Raw genomic sequence first — 21,292 nt, 5'->3', positions numbered from 1 at the left:
GAGATAGATGTATAATATACAGTCAAGTACACAACATAATATTAACAGTTGTCTCAAAGTTTAATAGTGAAAATGCCACATGTCTTACTCGTGGATGATGAAGCAGCCCTGCGTGACAGTCTCACATATACATTACAAAAAGAAGGCTATACAGTAAGTACAGCCGTCGATGGGCACAATGCAATTAAACAGTTTCACAAGCAAGTACCAGATATCATCTTGCTAGATTTGATGTTGCCAGAAGTTGATGGTATGGAAGTTTGTTGGCGGATTAGAGCCTTTTCTAATGTCCCTATCGTGATGCTGACAGCTAAAGATCAGGATGTAGATAAAGTTTGGGGTTTAGAAGCAGGCGCAGACGATTATGTAACTAAGCCCTTCAATACTCGTGAACTGTTAGCGCGCATTAAAGCAGTGTTGCGTCGTCGTTCAGAGGAGCAGCCTTGATGAAAGGCTTTTTACCTCGAATTAAATTAAATACGATTCATGCAAAGCTGTTTGGTACATATTTAATGTTGACAGCTTTTGGCACATCACTGTTAGCAGGTTATATTCTGTGGTCGTTCGCTGATTATTTTATGCGAATGCGACAAGTAGATCTGGATAACTGGACGAGTGCATTAAGTGAAAGTGTCGCAGATGGACTAGAAGAAAAAGATATTCCCCGAGTCAAGTTACTGGTGCAAAGGTATGGCGCACCGCAAAATGTGACGTTGCGAGTTTTTACTCCACAAGGTATCCTGATAGCGACTTCTGACCCCAAGCTAGACAGCCGAGTGAAAAACTGGGATGCGGTTGCGGGAATGCGCGCATCTCTACAAAATCGCGTAGAACAAGGAGTTGCTAAAGGAGTTTTATCTAATGAGGATCGGCTCTACATTGCTAGACCGATTGAACGCAACGGTCAATTTTTGGGTGTGTTGCGAATGTCGATTACTTTGGAGCAGTTTCAGCGACAGTTTGCTAGGGTGTTTTGGAGTGTCTTGGGCACGTTAGCAATCACAATTTTACTCTGTGCATTAATTAGCAGTCGCTTTGCGCGTAGTCTTGCAAAACCGATTGAGATTATGCAGAACTTTGCCATTCGCTTGGGTGGCGGTCATTTTGGCGATAAGCTAACAATCCATGAAAACAATGAGTTGGATCAATTAGCAGCAGAACTTAACCGGATGAGTGAACGATTAGCTTCACTAGATCAAGAACGCCGGGTGTTTTTAGCTAATGTTTCTCACGAACTGCGTACTCCCATCAGTAACGTTCAGGTGACAGTGGACGCACTCAAAGGCGGAGCCTATGAAGAACCAGAAATACGCGATCGCTTTTTTCAAACTATCGACAGCGAAATCAAACGTTTGGCAAGATTAATTCATGACCTTTTGGATTTAGGACGTTTAGAAGCGGGAGTCACGCAACTAGAACAGCAAAGCATTTCACTGCAAGGATTGATTAACCGTGCTGTTAACGCCATCGAACCGCGAATGCAAACCGTGAAAATTGCTCTCCAAGTGAATGTAGATCCCCTCACGATCCAAGGCGATCCCGAACGATTATTACAGGCAATTCTCAATTTATTAGATAATGCAATCAAACATTCACCAGCTAACTCGCAAGTCTTAATTTCTGGCTATAGCAGAGGAAAACAAGCAATTATTCAAATTCAAGACCAGGGGAAAGGAATCAAGGAAGGCGATTTACCCCGGATTTTTGAGCAATTTTATACCACAGACCCCTCACGCAAAAGTAGTGGTAATGGTTTGGGGTTAGCCATCACTAAGCGGATTATTGAAGCTCATCAAGGTAGTATTACAGCTACTAGCCCTCCCAATCAAGGTGCAACTTTCATAATTTCTCTACCACTAAAAGCCTAAGCGGGTATGCTTCCAAATCAAATACAGGACTTACGCAAGCAAAATTTGTCATTGCGACCGGAACGAAGTGTAGGGAAGCAATCCCAGAATATCAGGCGATTACGTCGCTGCGCTCGTAATGACGTAATTCCGTTACTTTTGCGTAAGTCCTAATAATGTTTGCGACATATCAATAAATATTCTAGAGGGCAAGGCAGTGCCCAATGGTGTCAACTTAACGTGAAAACCTCTTGGTTGCAAGGTTTTGCCCTCACCCCCAGCCCCTCTCCCACAGGGAGAAGGGAGCCAGAGATTTAGTTCCCCTTCTCCTGCGGGAGAAGGGGTTAGGGGATGAGGGCGCGAGGTATTTGTATAACGCCCGCCCTCAATGGGCAGTGCCTTGCCCCTACAATCTGTCGCATTCTTTTTTCAAATTGGTGTAATTTTTAGGCTCACATAATTTTGCCAGCTTTGTTTAATTCCCGCTTGATAGCGTCAAGTATATCCTCATGATGAATGACCGCATCGCCTCGCTGGAGTGCTTGTAAACAGCAATGCTGCACTATATTTAAGATATCAGAGCCAGTTAATTCGTAAGCGGCTGAAAGCTTTGGTAAATCTACAGATTCAGCTAGCTTAATTTGGGAAGGAAAAGCCATTTGCCAAAGTTGCGATCGCTCTTTGACATTAGGTATAGGAAATTGAATAATTGATTGAAAGCGGCGGATAAAAGCTTCGTCAATATTACTTTTTAAGTTGGAAGACAATATAACTAGCCCATCATAATTTTCTATTCTTTGCAGTAGATAACTGACTTCTTGGTTAGCATATTTATCATGTGCATCACGGACATTAGTACGTTTACCAAATAGCGCATCAGCTTCATCAAAAAACAAAATCCAATCTTTACTTTCAGCGCGCGCGAAGAGGTTAGCTAGGTTCTTTTCTGTTTCCCCAATAAATTTTGATACCACCATAGAAATGTCTATTTTGTAGACATCTTTACCTGTGTATTTTCCTAAAAGACTGGCTGTGAGGGTTTTACCTGTACCAGGGGGGCCATAAAAAAGCGCTCGGTAGCCGAGTTTGAGCTTCTTTTTCATGTTCCAGTCATAAAGAATGGTTCGGCTATGAGTAATCCAAGCTTCTAGCTCATGAATCTGTTGTAAGGTTTGAGTATTCAGAACTAAATCTTCCCATTCCATTTCTGTGGTGATGCGTTGAGCCGGAAAGTTAATACTGAAATGGGGACGAGAAAAGCTCCCTTGGGTGAATAATTCGACGTAATCTTGAAGCATAACCAGCTTACCGCTCATCATCGGTTCACCCTCAGCAGGTGAATCGAGATAGATGACGCGATCGCGCGCAAAGGGATGTTCTTCGCTAAACATTTGTTGCAAACGCAGCCTTTCCGCAAAGCGATCGCCTCCTAGCATGAACAGTACTGTTTCACCCGTAGGTAAAAAACCCCGATGCGCCTTACCCCGCCAGCCACCAATTTGAGGATAATCCCCAGCTTGAGGTAAGTTAGCTGTAATCAGCCGATCAAAAAAATCGGGTTGCAAATGCGGTGCGATCGCCATCAGTAAAGTTAGTTGCTCCGCAGTATCTAATTTATGTTTGCGAATAAAGCTATTTAGGGGCGTTTCAGCACTCAGCCATTCATCTGGCAAATGAGGCATTGGTGCTTTTACTGACTCATTACTGCCGAAGTGGTAGTCCATGCGCCACTCAATCACCTTAGCCAGGTAATCGAGTGCATTTTCTAGAGTTTGAACATTAAGCAACTGCGTCACGTCGCTTTGCTCCGAATTCAAAATTTAAAATTCAAAATACCCATAACAAAATTGGGGGTTTGTAACAAGGACATATTATGTCGAGATGCACAACGCGAGAAATAAGTTTTTTGGCTTCTCTATGATTGAGTTTTTAATTTATATATCAATTTTCTTTCTCAGAATGTCATCCCATAATAAATTAGACATGATTGTAAAATAACAAGCAAAATCACTCAAACTTTAGCTCGTCATAGTACAATTTCAGCTTCAGAGTTTACAAAACTAGACATAATTCTCTTTAAATTAGCCGCAAACATTAGTTTTTCCTGATGCTGCCACAAAAGCATATCTATTTTTGCTAATCAATCGAAATGTACATTGAGTGTAGTGCTATTAAACTAAGAGGTTGACTAAACTTATGCCAGAAACAAAGATTCAACAAAGTCCAACATCATTGAGTAGCCTTCCGGTTTTGTATACAAGAGATGCTGCTCAACCTATACAGTACAATCCTTTTCAAGAAATCACCCAATTATTCCAAACTCTTTTTGAAGAAGATACTTCATCGGTTTACCAAAAAGCCGGGGCAAAAACCTGGAAGATTGTTAAGCAAATAATTACTGTTGTTACCTTTTTATTTCTCTTATTATGCGCCCTAATTATTTGGGTATGGGGTATTGGTTTTAAAAGTGGTCTTTATTTTCGGACTTGGATAGAGACAAAAAAACCAAGCATTGATGAACTCATAGTTGCAATTTTGAAAATTATTTTATGGCCTTTAGAGCGGACATTTGAGTGGGCTAATTCATTCATTAAAGACTTGTTTGGCTGGGAAATTAAATTCGACGAGTCGAAAGCCGAACCAAATTCTACTACAGCAGGGGGTGAAGCTACTCCCTCACCTGCATCATCCCAGAGTTCACAAACCAGTTAGAAGTTATTTATTTAATGTAGTTTCCCAACTTGGAAACACTGGCGTTATGTTACGGCTATGAAACATTGGAAGGTTAGAGACAATAGGAATTAGCCGTAACAACAATTCACCAAAATAAAAAAAGATTCAGTTTCGTAATTACAAATTACCAATCTTTTTACTCATGATGAAACTGGGTTGGCATCTTTTTCTGTCTTCTTATTGGCAGAATTAGCAATCTCACCAATACCATAGCTCATGAACCCAATAATGAATGCCAAAAAGAAGGGAAAAGTAATAAACCAAAACAATGATTCCAGCATAAAACACCTCACAAAATTAATATAAAAACTAAAATTCGATATCTTTTAAAATCCAATGTTTGAGAAAATATTTGCCATATTATCTCTTGGCATACTCAAATGTTTCCTTAGCATTAGTTTTTGAGTTTGGATTTGTTGCTGAATTTTTGATAATTGGTATTACATCTGTAAGTTTTCTCTAGTTGAATGTTTTACTGAATCTTGCGTTTGTCTGGGTTCTGTTGCACCACATGGGTTAGTTCATGGACTAAGAGATGTTTCCCTGTAACTGTATCGGGGTCAAATTTTCCCTGATTAAAATATATGTCTTTTCCGCGAGTGAATGCTTGAGCTTTTAATTCCCGATTCATTTGCACAGATTCTTCATCGGTATGAATGTAGACATCGCTAAAATCTGTACCAAAAGCAGATGACATTTCAGCTTGGGTTTTTTTTGGTAATAAATTACCACGCCCTTTGCTATTTTGGAGACGGTCAGAAAAAGAAGGGTTTGCTTTTTGGGTACCAGTCTCAACCTTAGTTTGCATTTCTTCTTTTTTGGGTTCTTCTGCCAATTGCAGTTCTAGTTTTGTCTGCACTTCTTCTTTTTTGGGTTCTTCTGCAAGTTGCAGTTCTGGTTTTGTCTGCATTTCTTCTTTTTTGGGTTCTTCAGCAAGTTGCAATTCTGGTTTTGTCTGCACTTCTTCTTTTTTGGGTTCCTCTTGGCGTTGAATTCGGGAGTTTAGCGTGTCTTGTTGACGCTGTACCATCGCCTGTGAGGAAATATTCTGAGAATTGCGATCGCTACTTGAATGATTCACTACAGCATCAGCAACTGTATCGGCTTCTCGCTCAAAGCTATCATTGAGCTTGCCAATAGTGAGTTTGGCTTGGATGCTATTTCCCTGAGTGCTTGAGAAAAAATGACTCTCATTACTTCCTTCTTTTTTAAAGAAAGATTCATGGTTTTCTTGAGTAGGTGCTTTACGGGAGCGTTTGAATTGGAAGGTTACCATAAGGGGAATTAAGGTTAATAAAATTCTAACATTGAAATAATTATCTCATTTTGAGAGCAAAAATACTGATAGTCTTATTGCTATGTTTCCTTGACTCGCTCTGTACCAGAATGAACAAATAGCTTCTGATTTTTAAATCCTGGTTATTAATGCAAATCCTAAAATTTTTCTGGAATTTACAATACAATAAATTCAATATTTAATAAATATAAATAAAACAGTAATTTATAAATTTAATTTTAAATCATTTATATTTCTTATGAATTGATGACTTGAGGATAAAAATAATCATTCACTCATCTTCAACGATTTATAGGCAGTAATTATTGTGAAGTTATAACTTTTTCTAATGTAAATCCTTGTTGATAAATTTAGGTTTCAGAACGCTAATGATTTATTATTTAGATTGCCAGTCATCAGCAGCTACTAGATTGAGTAATTTTTTGTTATCTAAGGGAAATCAAGGCTTTTTACCAAAATAGGCTGTGGACTTATCAAAGTTTGGACTCTTAGCTAAGAGAACTGGCGTAAGATAACTCTGCCAAGCAGCTTTTTAAGTATTTGACGTTGAGTTGGAACCAACAGCAAAAGTGATGAATCCGATATTCCCACTTATCAACACAAGAAGGTAAATATGGCAAAAGTTAATGTGTCGCTGACAGTGCAAGTAGTTGGAGGCCCGACAATTAATGTGGCTAAGGAATTAGCTGTAGAAGCCTATGACAAAATTGATATTTCGATTGAACCAGGAAAAGACATATCTGTAGAAGTTCAACCATCGGAAGGAAAACGGATCAGTTTCTTGCTGATTAAATCAAGTATATACAGCGACGCTAAGAAAAACATTAAACTCTCATACGGTATCGATAGTTCAGACAAGATAGACTTAGACCAACCTCATTTTTATTTGGGTTCAGGAGTAGTTTCTTTATTAGGAAGCGATCCAAAAATTCTTAAGTTTAACTTGAAGAATGGACCTGAGAATAAACCCGAAAACAAAGCTGAACTAGAAATTTTAGTTGGGCGTGATGCTACCCCGGAACCGACTACCTAGCGATCGCCTTTTTCACTCTCTCTATCAGTATTAGTTTCCACAAGAGCGATCGCATCTGTTGGCGACAGTTTTCCTGCAATCACAGCTAGAATGCCTGGTAAATATTGGTCTAGGGTGATAACGTTTGCATATACCAGCCGTTCGATGAGGCTTGAGGTGATGCGATCGCCTGTAACGTCAATGCTGGTTTTGCAACGGATTTCGCCAGTGTCAAAGTTAAATTCAAAGTTGCCGATCACCATACCATAATTAGCACGAGTGAGAAATTCGGCGATCGCACTGCGATTCAGGGAAGGTACTTCTAACGGACAGATGGAATAGAACAAAAATTGCTGTTGCTCTTCGTTAGCTAGAGCATAACAGTTCCATTGTCCGTTTTTTCCTTGGCAAGCAAGACGTAAAGTAAGTTCTCCTTTAAGTTTGGTAAATTCCCAATCTTCTTGGGAGAAAAAATCGAGCATTGCTTGATAAATTTTTCCCTTGGCTTTGGTTTTACCAATCGCTTGATTTGGCTCAACCCAACTTTCTAAAGCGTTTGTGACTTCCGAGAAAAAATCTGAAATTGCGGTTTCTGTCTGTTTGAGAAATTCAGTTTCATCCCAATTTTTTAAATCATGAGAAATTTCTTCTAAGACTTTTGAGATAGCTTGTTCAGCCATTAATAAATTAGCCTCATTGCGGTCTTTGAGAAACTGTTCCATTGCTTGAGGGAACTGACCGTTTGCGATCGCATCTGGCGTTAAACTCGCAGGGTTCAGGTAAGACCAGAAGGTACGATAACCAATTTCGCCCGATTCTAGATTTTGTGAAACCTTTAGTGCAAACCAGCTTTCGGTAGAGAGTAATGGGTTGGGTGATGAACAAGTAGTTAAGTAGGCGATCGCACTTTCTTTATCGGTTGCGTGTTCTGCTAATTGAGGTAAGAGTTGAGGTTGTAGGGTAGCTTCGATTTCAATATCAACATCACTATGAAAACTGGCGACATTAAAAGCACCGCGTAACTCGGGTTTGAGATTGAATAATGATTCAGTTTCAATTTGTTGATAAAGTTGTGAGGTCACTCGAAATGTGAGACGGCATTCACAAAGAGTAGTGTCTTGCTCAATCAGATCAAAGGCGAGAAACTGTAGCGGTATTGATGAACCTGAAGGCTTCAATAATACAAGTTCTTTCCTCAGCAAGTTATTAATAGAATCGCTCATTAAACATATCTACTCTTCATAATTAAGATATCTTCTTCATTTTATACATAATGCCAGTATTATACCTAGCTTAAAGTGCATATTCTCACTAAGCGCGTCGAATTAATTTATTCTCAGTTAACCAGATATCTAAACGAGGAAAATGTTCTATTGCTTGACCAATGAGTTGAGCAGGATTAATGGCAGGTTCCACACCTACTTCTGTTCTCAACCATTCAACAAATTGCTGATGAAAAGGGTAAATTTCTTGGCACATCTCTAGATACATTTTCGTTTTTTTTGTAAATTTAGATGTTGGAGTTTTTCGCTTTATAGAAGAATTCCAGTATTCTTGCCAAGCAAACAAAATATCATAAATAGCACCTGTATCATAAGGCAAAATAGATAAAAAGGTTGGCACATCAGACGAGAAAACAGAAATTGGAAAACCCTCGCTATCAAGCCATACAATAGGTTGTTGCTCTAAAGGCAGATTTTTTTTGTAAGACCAGAAACAGATTAACGAACCATTCTTTTGCATACCGATTACTTTAAAGAACCCTTCTGCTTCTGGCAATAGTAGAGAATTGAGCCATTTTTTTTCGTCTTCCACTACTTCAAAATCGCAAAATAATCCGTCTACCCTATGGCAGAATTCATAAAACTTTTGTAATGTGTCTGTACTCATCGGGAATTAGCTCTTTAAACTATCTAGATCTTGATTTGCTATTTGATTCTCACCCGCCAAAATATTACTCTTAATTGTACCGATCAGTTGGTCTTTCTCGGCTTGGCTAATATCTAATGCATGAATATCAGCCCAAACCTCATTCTTGGAACTCCGATCTGCAACATCTCTCATTTTTTGAACATCAGCAGCCAGCTCATCTTTCATTAAATCCACTACAACGTTGCGTTTTTCCTGATTGGTTCGGATACCTCGTAATTCGCGATTCGCTTTGGAAATGAAGGCATTTTTAGTTCCATCCCCTTTGGCTCCATAAGTCCTACCTGCTATATGTCGATTGAAATGTAGATTGATAGCATATCCTCTTGCAGCCCTGCCTGCTGCGCGGCGAGCCATATTGCTAGTTGATCCAAAGAAAGATTCTGAAGCCGCCCATACAAGAATCGCTGCCTGGGGCTGATGATCGGGCGTGAGTTGATCGGAAGTCGGATTTGGAATACTAGAATAGGTTCCTGTCATTCCTTCCAGACGGTAGCTGTCGATAATTTTCCCTACATTTTGATCGCCAGCCATCAGATCGCGCAACTTCTGTGAAAGTACAGTATTTTTCTGAAGAAGTTCCCCTTGCTTACTCTCCTCAGTAGCTGTATCACCATCTCGTTTTGCCTGCTTCATCTGTCGAATTACAGGTTCAATTTGTGTTGATAGATAGTTGCGAATATCCGCCACCATACTTCCCTTAGAAGAAGTTGAAGTGATATTTCTGAAGTCCACATAAAAATCAAGAAACTCCCGAATTGGTTTAGGTGAACTAGAGACGATTAGAGTAGGTTCCCCACCTTGATCTTCATAGTAAACAGCATGAGATTTGCCCTCACCATCTTCAAAAAGCTCTCGTACACCGAAAAACTTCAGTAGACCCTTAACACCTGCTTTGACTGCCCCAATCAACGCTTCAATTCCTGCCTTAATCTTGTCAATTAGCCAGAGAATTGCCGCGTCCACTTTTTCTCTGAGTTTATCGACAACATCGCGTAATGCCTGACCAACGCCTCCTAAGCCCACTTGATCAGCTAAAAAGCCAATCACTATAGGCATAGCACGGTGCATAATCTCCTCAAGTTTGACTCCGACAGGTTCTAAATTGCCAGCAGCGATATCAATAATATGATCGAAGGTTTCATTCACCATATCGAGTATGCGCCGCGCCCAACGAACGGCAGTCTTAATCGCTTTGTAGATGCGGCGAACGACATCGAGAACTTCAGAAAGTCCGCCGGAAGCCGCTGCTGCTGCCGCTAAAATCGCCAATTCTTCGGCAACCTTGCCAGCAACCCACTCGGCAATGCCCGTCAAAATACTGGCACCAAACTCTTTAGCCTGATTGAAGATGCCTTGGGCATTTTCCGCAGGAGATTTAGAGGTGTCGATCGCATGAGTAATCCACTCTACAACTCTGGCAGCTTTTCCAAATAAAAGTCGTACTTTCGCTACTTTTTCAGGTGGGAAGCGCCTAGCAAGTAATTCCCAAATGCGATCCATCGATAGTCCCAGCACGTCTAATACAAAGTAAAAGATAGCTTTGGGGTCACTCCAGCTAACGGGCGGGCTAATATTTTTCTCGGCTAGTTCGCCAAACAACCAGCCTTGAAGACCGAATGTGATGTGTTCTCTAATCTTTTGCCAGAGTCGCCGGAAACCATGACCAATCGCTCTGACTGCATTCTTGATAAATTCGATTGGCTTCTTACTGACTGTATCCCAGGCATTTATGGCTTTTTGGGCAATGCTCACCACCAACTCCGGCGGCACGTTAAACACCCGCAGAATCAAATGGAAGGTGGCTTTGACTGCGCCCATCAAATCGTGATTTACGAATACGAGATTAATAATCCTCAATACGTCGGCCTTCGTCTTTTGCCAAGCCTCTTGGTCTTTTGCTAATTCTTGGAATATCTCGATTTGGCGCAGGATGATCGGGCCAATGAAATCAATAATGGGGTCGCGGATACATTGGGGTATCCAATTCCACACTGTTTTACCTAAAAATGCAGGCAATAACCAGATATTTAAGACAACCTTACCGACCTCTGCAAAGAAGTTGAGCATTTTTTGCAGGAAGGTCTGTAGGGTGTTCAGAGTTTGTTCTAACCAAGTAGTTAGGTTACCGAGGGTTTGTCTAGCCCAATCTGCTAATGCAACTACTTTATCAGCAATCCACTGCACGACAGTCATCGCTACTCGCAACAGCGAACCGCCGATTGCACTGACGGCATTCATCATACCTGTAGCTAAACTACCTAGTGCAGAGTTGACGGCATTTGCCATGCGTGTAACTGCGGCACTAAAACGATTTGCTCCTGCTATGAGCATAGGAATTAGGGATTGCTGCACGTAGGTGCGTGCCTGGACAATCATATTTCCTTTGCCCCAATTGGCAGAAATCCAGCGCAATCCTTTTACAGCGCCGACAACGGCAGTACCAATCGCCAGCACTGGGCCGGCTGGGGAAAGAGCCAGGGCAACCCCACCAACAGCCAAACCAATGGAGATCAGTTGTTGTTTAAACGGCTCTAATTTGGCTTTAATGGCTGTCCATGCGGCATCGATTTTTTTCTGTACCCATTGCAACAGACCGTTTTGTCCTTCAGCCCCGTCACCAATACCCAGTTTATTCTTCAGCCAAGTCCACATGCGATCGGCAACTGAGCGGATTGTGGCTGTTTTATCCCAAATCCACTTGCCAACTGCTTGCAGCTTCTGTCCCAACCATTGAATTTTTTCCCATTGGGCGGAGGCAAACTGCTGAATCCATCCCCAAATCGGCGCACCGATTTTGTCCCAAACTCCGTTGAGGAAATCTTTGATTTTGGCGACGACGGGCTGTAATTTTTCGACGATGGGTGTAATCAGCCGCATTGCCGCTTGCTCAATTTTTTCGGCGGCTTCCCGGATGGGCGTACAATCATTAGCTGCTATTTGACTGGCCGCAGCTTGAATTGATGCTAATATCGGTGCAAATTGGGCTGTTAATTGGCTATCAATGCCTGCGATCGCTCGTACAGGACTCATTAAATTGTTGAAAACGCCTTCGATGGCGGAACCGACCAATTCTTTGATCCACTCAAAGATACCATCTGGCCCTTTCCGGATAATTGGCTCTAGCCCTGGGGCAAATTCTCGTACAATTCTCCAGCCGACATCGTCGGCAAAATCTATCAAATCATCCCACCACGAACCTTGAATCATGGATTCGCTAGTCTGAGATGTGGCGTTCTGGCTGCGTTGTACCGATGCTCCTTGTTGCAGCGTGTGAGTTAACTCATGGGCGAGCAAGTGTTTCCCAGATTGCGACTCTGGTTGATATTCACCCGCATTAAAGAAAATCTGATTTTTGTGGGTAAAAGCGCGCGCGCCTAAATCTTGGTTCAAAGTGGCGGCTTCTGACCCGGTATGAATCTGGACTCCGCTAAAATCGGCATTAAATGCCCCTTCCATCTCAGTGCGGGTGTTGGTATCTAGAGGCGAACCACTACTCTGGGACTGGAGACGACTTTCTAAATTTTTGGGTGCGGGGGTGGGGCTACCCTCTGCTGCTTGCCGCATCAGCATCGCCACACTTTGCTTACGGTTTACCTGTTGGGCGTTGGGACTTCCCAGGTTTTTAGCTGTTAAGTTAGATCCTATTGACCTGGGCATTGCTACTACTCGGTCAGCCATTGCATCAGCTTCCCGCTCGTAGGTATCTCCTGGCTTACCGATTGTTAAACTAAATTGCACCCAGGGCTGCTTACTGTTTTTATCGTCCCCATCATTTGCATCATCGGCGTTGCCAAACACAGGCATCTTTTGTATCTGTGGGGTTTCTGCGATCGCCTCTTCTTGTGGTTCCTGTTCTTTGGTTTCAGTAGCTAGTTGCGTTTTTGGGGTAATAGCAGTGACGCTGGACAAGCGTTTTGCTTGCACTCCTCTTTCACTTTCAAATGCAGGCATTCGCTGAACCTTGGGCGTTTCAGCTTCACTTTCAAACGCAGGCATTCGTTGAATAGTAGGTGTTTCAGCTTCACTTTCAAACGCAGGCATTCGCTGAATGTTTGGTGTTTCAGCAGCTGGTTCTGCCCCAAGCTGCGATTTTGCCTCGGCTTCGCAGGTGGCGCATTTTCGTTGAATTGTGGCAGTGGTAGAAGGTGAGAAGAAAAGCGATCGCTCACCGATGAATTTGGGTTGTACCCAGGATGCTGCACCAGGATCAAAGAAAGCTGTCTGTTGCGGTGCTGATTCCGAGAAAAAAGCTTGATCTCGTTCCTGCACTCCCCAGGACTGATCTGCCTTGGCGTGCTGTTGACTAGAGGTGCTTTTGTTCTCGGTGGTTTTCATGGTCTTAGTTCCATTCCACAATCAAAAGTTCTTCCATCCAGGGCAATTTCACCATACTCAGTCCCCAAGGTAAGCGACTTAGTAGGATATCTATTGACTGTTGCTCTACTTGAAGCTGCCAGTTACCATCACTACTGCGGGTAAGTTTGCCTTCGCGTTGTAAAAAGCCTTGCCGTAAACCATCAGGGCTGGCACTTTTCAGGGCTTGCCAGTAGTTGATTACGGTTTGTAGGAGGTTTTCTGCTTCCATGAGGGCAGCCTCGGGTAATTCGATGTTACGGTTTACAGGTTCGTTGAGCAACCAACCACAAAGTAATTTAGGCAGTACCAATTCGTATTCCGGGGCATCGGTTTGCCGAGTTGCCAAGTAATGCAGTAGGTAAATCGCTGTTTGCTGTGCTGACTCATCCGCAAAGGCATCACCATCTAATAGCCCAACAGCATGAAAATAGTTCCGTAAAAATGGATGTAACAGCACCAGTCCGGCTTGGTTGACAAACAATCCGGCTATCTCTTCTGCTGGAGATAAGGTTTGGGCTGCTTGAAGGTTTTGCGATCGCGTATTAATATCAACCGATGTAGAAGTTAGCACTTGGTTGAGTGCTGTCTGCCACAAAGATTTTTCGGTAATTGGCAATGCTTCAATAATATCACGTAGGTATTGGCTCAGGATCTGACGAGGAATTTCCCGCAATTCGGGAGCAGTTTGTAAAAGTTGGGCTAGCCAATTGCGGCTCCAAGTGTCAACTGGTAAAGGTCTGACTGGTGTATTATCTAAGTCAATTTCTGCTAACAGCAATAGCCAAGCTTGCCGTTCTAATTGCTGGCAGGTGTCATCGCTGAGGCTTAAAGACTGTATCAATTCTCTTGCTTGCGCCAGCAAAGTGCGCCAGTTTGTCCAGGCTGGCTGTAACTTTAATATCAACTGATGCCGAAAGCCTTCTGTCAATTGTGCAATTAATCGCTGTCGCGCAGCTGGGTTATTTATCAGTAATTCCCGCAGTCTTATCTGTAAATTATTTTCTGTTTGGGTAATGGCTTCCCAGCGTGGCAGCAAATCACCAGAAGAATGCCCTGGTGGTAGATGACCAAAAGCTAAGAAGTACAGCAAAATTTCCCCATCAGTAATTGGGCGATCGCCATTCTGCTCTGCTGATAAATTTAGGTTTTCTGATGTTAAATTTAATACTTGTGCAAGTGCATTTAGCCACAGAGATTTTTCGCTAATAGGCAATGCGGCAATACTGCTGCGTAGTTTTTGTTGCGCGATCGCATCAACTTGCCCAGTTTGCACCAGTTGAGTTAGCCAGTTAAGACTCCAAGCCTCAGCTGGCAAAGGTATAGCCGATGGCTGCTGTGGGTTGATTTCGCTCAAAATTAGTAGCCAAGCTTGCCTATCTAGGTAACGGGCGGTGCTGCTGCTAATTTCTAGGGATTGTATCAGCTGGCGCGCTTGGGTGAGCAGGGTAGCCCAACTTGTCCAAGCAGGTTGGAGTTGTAATATCATCTGGTGGCGGAAGGTTTCCGGTAGCTGCTCAACTAAACGCTGACGCACGGCTGGGTTAGTTGCTAGCAATTCCTGCAAAGGTAAGCGCCAAGCAGTTTCAGTCTGCATCACTGCTAACCATCGAGAAAACCAAGCCTCCCACTCTCCAGATGTCACCCACCAGGGTAAACGCCCAAACTGCAAAAAATACAGCAACACTTCCCAATCAGCACCAGAGCGATCGCGGGAAATAATTTCAGTATTGTTTGTGATTAATGGATTAGAGAGGCGATCGCGCAGAGTTTGTTCTAGTACAGCTAATAGTTTGTTGCTAAATTCATCCGCCAAAAATTGCCGATCCACCGAGCCAACTTCGACCACTAGCTGATCTAGCCGGATAATGCGATCGCCCTCCACCAGTTGATCAAAAAGGCGTTCCATTTTCGGCGCAATCTGCTGCTGAAGCAAGCGGCTAACATCTTCTTGTAAACTCGACACATCTGCTAGGTTCCCAGTATCGATTTCTAGTACAGTTTTGGCGATGATGTGGCGTTGTTGGCTCATAAGGGGATGAGGGGGATGAGGAAGATGAGGGAGAAAATTACTCTTGTAGAGACGCGATGAATCGCGTCTCTACGATCCTTGTGATTTTTGCTCACCGATTTTACCGAAGTTAATTTCTTTGCCTGTGGGGAAAATTAGGCGCAGACGGTTGAGTAGTGTAGTTGTTTCTGGGGGCTTTGGGGTTTCTGCTGTCAAGGAATTACTATCCTGAATGCGAATATTTACAGTGGCGGCGATACCTTCTACCTGACGACCGTTAACTTCGCGGAAAACTTGTGCTTTTATTTTATGAACACCAACTACTAAGTACCAGCCATCGGGCATCTTGTAAATTTTATTATTTCCTGCTGGTTGGACATTCTCTTCGTTGGCGGGGTCGGTATAAGTAAAAACAATATTTTCCCCGTTTGCTGGTACAGTTACGGCTTCGATGTTGTACTCATTATTGGCGTTGAAGTCTGATACCTGAAAATTCTGCTCATTTCTTATCGAGGTTCTATTGATAACTGTATTATTACTGAGGGTAAGGAGATTAAATGCCACCACGCCACCGCAAGGAATGGCAATGCGTTTGTTGACAGGTTCACTGCTACAACCACCTAAAGCGGCTGGTGTATCAATTCGCAAGGTGATGCTGATTTCCTCGCCAAAAACCCAACTGTCAAAATCATAAGTATAGTTAATCAGGAATTCTCTATTGGCGGGCTGGCTTTCGTCTTTAGTACCGCCAGGATGTCGCCAAACATAGCTGAAAGATGTTTCTGCTGGTTGAATATCAAAGACGCGCACGGAAAATCCTTGGGCGTTGATGCTGGCAATTTCTGCTTGAAAGTTAGCTACTGGAACACGATGCACTGTGAGGACATTAGCAGTGTTGTTAGTAATGCCGTTGTCATTGGTAATGCTGTACTCAACAGTAATTTGTAATTGTTCTGCGTTACCGAGATTGACTGCACTTAAAATTAACTCTGGTGGATTAGATTGCGTATTCAGTGCCGCAGCCGAGATATCTTGTCCGCCCAGCAGTACTCGGAAGCTACCACCTGTTTGCTGTGGCGTTAAAGATAGCGGCCCATCATTGGTGCAGAAGTTGGTTTTATTAGGCACACTACCAATTTGGAAGTTGGCATTTGGCAGGGCTAAAATTGACACCTGTTGCTGCGTTTGGTTAGTTAAGCCATTTTCATCGGTAATAATGTATGCGATGGTAATTTCTCGCTGTTCTGCATTGCCTAAGTTGATTGCACTGAAAATTAACTGCGGTGGTTGAGATTGAGTATTGAGTACATCAGTAGAAATATCCTGTCCATTAGCTAGGATACGGAAGCTACCACCTGGTAGTTCGGGTATGAGGGATACTGGCGGATGATTTGCAGCAAAGGAGGTTTGATTTGGCTGTTCACCGATTTGGAAGCCGGCATCTGGTGGGGCGAAAATAGTTACTGTTTGCTGCACTTGGTTAGTAAAGCCATAGCCATCGGTAAAGGTGTATTCAATAATTACCTGTAGCTGTTTGGCATTACCCAAATTTACCGCACTGGGAAGAAATTCTGGTGGTTCAACTTCGGTATTAAGGAAATTAGCAGAGATATCCTGTTCCCCAGCGAGTACGCGGAAGTCACCACCTGCTTGATTAGCTATCAGGGGTACTGGTGGCTGATTAACAGCAAAAACGGTTTGATTTGACTGTTCGCCAATTTGGAAGCCTGCATCTGGGAGAGCAAATATAGTAACTTGTTGCTGTGCTTGGTTAGTTAAGCCTTGCTCATCGGTAATAGCGTATTCCAGGGTGACTTGTAGCTGTTTGGCACTACCTAAGTTAACTGCACTGGGAGTAAACTGCGATTGATTAGATGTAGTATCGAGTACAGCAGTAGAAATATCTTGTCCGTCAACCAGTGCGCGGAAGCTACCACTTGGTAGTTTGGGAATGAGGGGTACTGGTGGATTGTTGATTGCAAAGATGGTTTGATTTGACTGTGCGCCAATTTGGAAGCTAGCATCTGGAAGCGCAAAAATAGTAACTTGTTGCTGTGCCTGGTTGCTAAAGCCATTTTCATCGGTAATGGAGTATCTAATATTTAGCTGTAGTTGTTCGGCATTACCTAAGTTAACTGCACTGGGGAGAAATTGCGATCGCTCAGATTCATTTTCCAGTACATTGGCAGAAATATCCTGTTCTCCAGCCAGTACTCGGAAGTTACCACCCCCTTGGTTGGGTATGAGAGATACTGGCGGATCGTTGGGAGTAAAGGCGGTTTGATTGTCGCCGATTTGGAAGTCTGCATCTGGTGGGGCGAAAATAGTGACCTGTTGACTGGTTTGGTTAGTGCAAGCATGATTATTGGTAATGGTGTATTCAATCGTCACTTGTAACTGTTGTGCATCACCTAAATCTACCCGACTGGGAAGAAACTCTGGTGGTTTAGATGTAATATTTAGCACGTCAGCAGAGATATTATGCTCGCCAACCAGCACCCGGAAGCTACCACCCTCGTATCTAGGTACGAGACGTACTGGCGGATCGTTGGTAGTGAAGCGGGTTTGATTGGATTGTTCGCCAATTTGGAAACGCGCATCTGGTAAAGCAAAAATGGTGATTTGCTGATTGGCTTGGTTGGTGCAGTTTTGAGCGCTGGTAATGGTGTATTCAATCGTGATTTGTAGCTGTTCGGCATTACCCAATTGCACTTTGCTGACAAGTAATCTTGGCGGTTGCAATTTGGTATCAAGTACATTAGCAGAGATATCCTGTTCCCCAACTAGCACTCGGAAGCTACCACCTGCTTGCTTGGGTGTTAAGGATAATGGCTCATTATTAGCGCAGAATGTGGTTTGATTTGCATTTTTACCTACCTGGAAGTCTGCATTTGGTAGGGGGTAAATAGTAACGGTGAGGGTATCGAAGCTATCGTCTACCGCGTAGGTGAAAGTAATCGCAACTTCTGCATCTATCTCTTGGGTGATATTACTGGGTTTAAAGTAATGCTTTCGCCCTTTGAAGAAAATTCCTTCGCCCTTGAGTGTGCCACCTTCCGGTTCTAAAATAAATTCGTATTCTGTCGTATCGCCTTCACAGAATTCTGTTTGTGTTAATAAGACGATGGGGCGTGGTCTAGCTAATATATAACTGACTCCAGCAGTATCGCTACTGCAACGATATGGTAGACAAAAATCTGCGACGACAATATCTTTGCGTTCTTGGAATTCTTTAAATAGTAATTCCCAACTAGGGATGATTTCTTCTGGTGCAGCTGGGGGTAAAACTGCATTTTTGGTTATAGCCGCAGTCCGTAAGGTTTGCAATTGATAGATAGCAGGGTTTTGGTTCGCAGCTAAAAGTTCTTTAACTTCTTCTCCATCTACATATACCAGGACGAATGTACCGCCTTTGGGTACTCCGCCTAAATGTTCCATACCCGGATGCTGTTGGGCAAATTTATGGAACAACTGCAACTCCATCAGTTGCTTGAGTCGTTCCCGATAGCTTTGTATTAAATCTTGGAGTTCAACATTATTTAAAATATCAGCTGCAGCGCGATCGCCCATCTGAAAATTCAGTTTTTGCTGTCTAGTGTAATCTTCAGGTACATCCCGCAGTAAGCCATAGAGGGTGGGAAAATCTTGAAACTCTGGTTGATTAATGATTGGTAAATTATTTTCCAGCGTAATAGTAAAGTAATTCAATGAAATTATCGCTATTTTGGCTTTACCCCTGGGCGCAGTTGTAGTTGCATTGATGGGTAAATCTAGTTCGTCGATTACAGATAGCCGCAAGTAGTAACTCGTTGGGTTGTCGGCTGACTGACCCACAAGACTATAAGTAATTGTTGTAGATTTGAGGTAAAAGGATAAATCTTGAACAATTCGCTGCTGTTCTTGGGTAATCTGCTCGTTTGTCAGTCCGGAAAAGTCTAAGGAAATACTTTGATTAGCTGTATTTTGGAAGTCGTAGCGGGCAATACGCGTGCCGGCATTATTCTTCAGGAACAGCTGGTATTGGTTGCTAGTATTTGCTTCTGGGACAAATTCATAGTTTGACTTTGACTGCGCCAACTCTACAATTGGATTTACTAACTGAGTATCTGCGATCGCAGATAGACGCGGCTGGTTAAAGAAGACTCGCTTGAGTGTGTTTAAAAAGACATTTTGCGCCCAGTCTTGATTTGTTTTCCAAAGTGAGCTAAACCAATCTTTGATTCGCTGAAATTTAATTTCTAAGTCATCAATCTGACCTGAAATATTTAAATCTTGAAAACTTTGGAAGGAAGCGCATTTTAAGATAATGACATCAAAGGGTAAGTTATATTGCTGTTGATATTGTTGAATTATATTCAGTGCTTTAAAAGTAGATTTACCGATATGCCCCTCAATCCGGTAAAAATTATACCCATCTAGGCGATACAACAGCTCGTCACGTGGCGAAGCATTCTTTGGGGAAAAATAAGCTGGTAGCTGTTCACTGCGTCCTTTACGGTAAGCATCGTAGCTCCAGAAACGATACAAGTTCGGGTAGTTGAAGTAATAAGGAATCGCCTGTTGGCTGAGTGTTACCGCACGGTCTTTACTAGGCGTGATTTTAATCGGCGTATTGTAATAAGGTAGCAGGTAATAACTGTCTGATTTGCACAGTTTCAGAAGCCGTTCATAAAGATAACGCACCTGCTTGACACGGCTTTGCTCGGCATTGTTGATGGGAGGCTGGCTGAAATGGCTACGATAAGCAGAAGGTGCTGCAACTACTGGTAAGTCTTGCTCGGGTGGAGGAATTATCCCTAAGAGTAAAAACTTGGGAAACCTTTGAGTATCAGGCGTACAGTCATCCATTAACTCAAAAGCGGCTTCTGCTAATTCATCATAAGCAGCTACTAGTTGGCTGAGGTAGTCATAAACATATTGCAGTGTATAGGGAGCTTCCGGAACTTCGGTTGTAGTAGCTGACACCGTTGGGTTTTGGATGCTATCTAGTAGCTTTTGCAGGCGTTGTCTAATCTGACTGAAGTCGTTATTAGAAGCAGGGTTAAAGGAAGAGAAAAACGGCGAGAACAACTGAAACAGTTTTGGGAAAGCTTTATCAATCGCTGCGATCGCATTCGTACAAACTAAGTAATAATTTTGACGAAAGCTCGTATAGCTATTAATTTTAGTTAAATCTACCTTCTTTTCTGCTGTCACATAACCAAAGCGCTGAATTTTAGGAGCGAAATTTTTAAATTCTTGAATTTCAGCGTCAAATTCTTTGAGAAAATGACTATTGGTTTCAAAAACTGCAGAAGTTCCATATTGTTTAGCGAACTCTGGCCAAGGTTCTGGCAATTTATCCAACTGATATCCTGTTTGCAATAGGCTATCAGCACTAATAATATCTGGCTGATTTTCTTGCGGAGAACGAGGGAGCAGAAAAAAGCGGAAATTAAAATTACGCTGATTGCTTAATCTATCAAAGTCTAGTAAGCAAAAGTCAGTTTCTACGTCTTGAATTTCATACACTACAACTAGTACGTGTTTGCTCAAAAACTCCTTGAATGTTGCTTCATTTCGCAGAGTCCCATTAGGATCTTGATTGAGTGCTAAAAGATTAGCAGCGCTTTGATCAAATAGTTCTATAACTTTGTAATTTTTAAGTGACGTAGCATTTACTGCTTCGTCTTTCTGGGGAGTTGGCGCAAACAAAACCTCAGAAACTAATTGGTCACTTCTATAATGAGTGAGTATTGTTGTCGGCAAAGAAATGAGATACCCTTCCGAAGTAATGCCACATCCGGCCGAGATTTGAATCTGAGCCTTTGTAGCATCAAATGTACTGCTCAAATCCATGCCCCAAACAATCCCTGTCCCAATCAAATAGGCACGGGTAAGCCGATTCTGCCCATCAAGATAATTAACAACTTGATTTAAATCGTCTTTAGTTAACACCTGGTTAGGCGTAAAAATCGGGTAGCTAATGTTTTTAATAATTGTGTTCATAAGTTAAATCGTTGTTATTTGTTATTTGTTATTTGTTATTTGTCATTTGTTATTTGTCATTTGTCATTTGTTATTAGACTCTTGCAATTACGAATTACGTAGACGCGTAGCGGCTTCCC

At 42.4% G+C, this 21,292-nt stretch carries 12 protein-coding genes; 4 read left to right on the top strand and 8 right to left on the bottom strand.

Going from position 1 to position 21,292, the window contains the following annotated elements; genetic code table 11:
* Nucleotides 1-72: 72 nt before the first annotated feature.
* Together HGR01_RS26655 and HGR01_RS26650 are read left to right on the top strand one after the other, a co-directional pair.
* Nucleotides 73-447: a response regulator transcription factor gene (locus HGR01_RS26655; RefSeq protein ID WP_052335218.1), complete on the top strand. Its 375-nt coding sequence runs from the start codon at nucleotides 73-75 to the stop codon at nucleotides 445-447.
* Entirely contained in the window at nucleotides 447-1,868 is a 1,422-nt protein-coding gene (locus HGR01_RS26650) for an ATP-binding protein (protein WP_045871014.1), read from the top strand. Before HGR01_RS26655 ends, HGR01_RS26650 begins: the two co-directional genes overlap by 1 nt.
* 431 nt (nucleotides 1,869-2,299) lie before the next feature.
* Here the strand turns inward: HGR01_RS26650 and HGR01_RS26645 are convergent, their stop codons facing one another.
* Nucleotides 2,300-3,643, bottom strand: coding sequence for an ATP-binding protein (locus HGR01_RS26645; protein ID WP_235623058.1), 1,344 nt, complete (start codon nucleotides 3,641-3,643; stop codon nucleotides 2,300-2,302).
* A gap of 400 nt (nucleotides 3,644-4,043) precedes the next feature.
* On the opposite strand from HGR01_RS26645, the gene HGR01_RS26640 reads away from it, so the two are divergent.
* Nucleotides 4,044-4,559, top strand: a complete 516-nt coding sequence (locus tag HGR01_RS26640; RefSeq protein WP_045871012.1) for a hypothetical protein — start codon at nucleotides 4,044-4,046, stop codon at nucleotides 4,557-4,559.
* 161 nt (nucleotides 4,560-4,720) lie between these two features.
* Here the strand turns inward: HGR01_RS26640 and HGR01_RS26635 are convergent, their stop codons facing one another.
* Together HGR01_RS26635 and HGR01_RS26630 are read right to left on the bottom strand one after the other, a co-directional pair.
* Nucleotides 4,721-4,861, bottom strand: coding sequence for a hypothetical protein (locus tag HGR01_RS26635; RefSeq protein WP_155539294.1), 141 nt, complete (start codon nucleotides 4,859-4,861; stop codon nucleotides 4,721-4,723).
* Between the two features lie 191 nt (nucleotides 4,862-5,052).
* Nucleotides 5,053-5,856, bottom strand: a complete 804-nt coding sequence (locus HGR01_RS26630) for a DUF4157 domain-containing protein (protein ID WP_045871011.1) — start codon at nucleotides 5,854-5,856, stop codon at nucleotides 5,053-5,055.
* A gap of 634 nt (nucleotides 5,857-6,490) precedes the next feature.
* Here HGR01_RS26630 and HGR01_RS26625 point away from each other — a divergent pair.
* Nucleotides 6,491-6,910: a hypothetical protein gene (locus HGR01_RS26625; RefSeq protein ID WP_045871010.1), complete on the top strand. Its 420-nt coding sequence runs from the start codon at nucleotides 6,491-6,493 to the stop codon at nucleotides 6,908-6,910.
* On the opposite strand, the gene HGR01_RS26620 is transcribed toward HGR01_RS26625, so the two are convergent.
* The 5 genes from HGR01_RS26620 to HGR01_RS26600 form a co-directional block, all read right to left on the bottom strand.
* Nucleotides 6,907-8,112 (bottom strand): YbjN domain-containing protein, encoded by a 1,206-nt coding sequence (locus tag HGR01_RS26620; RefSeq protein WP_052335217.1) that lies wholly within the window; start codon nucleotides 8,110-8,112, stop codon nucleotides 6,907-6,909. The genes HGR01_RS26625 and HGR01_RS26620 overlap by 4 nt on opposite strands.
* 88 nt (nucleotides 8,113-8,200) lie before the next feature.
* Nucleotides 8,201-8,779 (bottom strand): hypothetical protein, encoded by a 579-nt coding sequence (locus tag HGR01_RS26615; protein ID WP_045871009.1) that lies wholly within the window; start codon nucleotides 8,777-8,779, stop codon nucleotides 8,201-8,203.
* 6 nt (nucleotides 8,780-8,785) lie between these two features.
* The gene (locus tag HGR01_RS26610) at nucleotides 8,786-13,156 is read right to left on the bottom strand and encodes a DUF4157 domain-containing protein (RefSeq protein WP_045871008.1); all 4,371 of its coding nucleotides are present in this window, start codon (nucleotides 13,154-13,156) and stop codon (nucleotides 8,786-8,788) included.
* A gap of 4 nt (nucleotides 13,157-13,160) precedes the next feature.
* A complete protein-coding gene (locus HGR01_RS26605) occupies nucleotides 13,161-15,206 on the bottom strand; it encodes a contractile injection system tape measure protein (protein WP_052335216.1) in 2,046 nt (681 codons plus the stop codon).
* A gap of 69 nt (nucleotides 15,207-15,275) precedes the next feature.
* Nucleotides 15,276-21,173, bottom strand: a complete 5,898-nt coding sequence (locus tag HGR01_RS26600; protein WP_045871007.1) for a hypothetical protein — start codon at nucleotides 21,171-21,173, stop codon at nucleotides 15,276-15,278.
* Nucleotides 21,174-21,292: the final 119 nt, after the last annotated feature.

It is taken from the genome of Tolypothrix sp. PCC 7712, from assembly GCF_025860405.1.
Classification (GTDB): Bacteria; Cyanobacteriota; Cyanobacteriia; order Cyanobacteriales; family Nostocaceae; genus Aulosira; species Aulosira diplosiphon.
The sequence above is the reverse complement of the archived record's forward strand: the minus strand, read 5'-3'. Positions and strand labels throughout refer to the sequence as shown.

What these genes read in the sequence shown, in the direction of transcription:
- HGR01_RS26655 (WP_052335218.1), top strand. Translation starts at nt 73, where the DNA reads ATGCCACATGTCTTACTCGTGGATGATGAAGCAGCCCTGCGTGACAGT.
- HGR01_RS26650 (WP_045871014.1), top strand. Translation starts at nt 447, where the DNA reads ATGAAAGGCTTTTTACCTCGAATTAAATTAAATACGATTCATGCAAAG.
- HGR01_RS26640 (WP_045871012.1), top strand. Translation starts at nt 4,044, where the DNA reads ATGCCAGAAACAAAGATTCAACAAAGTCCAACATCATTGAGTAGCCTT.
- HGR01_RS26635 (WP_155539294.1), bottom strand. Translation starts at nt 4,861, where the DNA reads ATGCTGGAATCATTGTTTTGGTTTATTACTTTTCCCTTCTTTTTGGCA.
- HGR01_RS26630 (WP_045871011.1), bottom strand. Translation starts at nt 5,856, where the DNA reads ATGGTAACCTTCCAATTCAAACGCTCCCGTAAAGCACCTACTCAAGAA.
- HGR01_RS26625 (WP_045871010.1), top strand. Translation starts at nt 6,491, where the DNA reads ATGGCAAAAGTTAATGTGTCGCTGACAGTGCAAGTAGTTGGAGGCCCG.
- HGR01_RS26620 (WP_052335217.1), bottom strand. Translation starts at nt 8,112, where the DNA reads ATGAGCGATTCTATTAATAACTTGCTGAGGAAAGAACTTGTATTATTG.
- HGR01_RS26615 (WP_045871009.1), bottom strand. Translation starts at nt 8,779, where the DNA reads ATGAGTACAGACACATTACAAAAGTTTTATGAATTCTGCCATAGGGTA.
- HGR01_RS26610 (WP_045871008.1), bottom strand. Translation starts at nt 13,156, where the DNA reads ATGAAAACCACCGAGAACAAAAGCACCTCTAGTCAACAGCACGCCAAG.
- HGR01_RS26605 (WP_052335216.1), bottom strand. Translation starts at nt 15,206, where the DNA reads ATGAGCCAACAACGCCACATCATCGCCAAAACTGTACTAGAAATCGAT.
- HGR01_RS26600 (WP_045871007.1), bottom strand. Translation starts at nt 21,173, where the DNA reads ATGAACACAATTATTAAAAACATTAGCTACCCGATTTTTACGCCTAAC.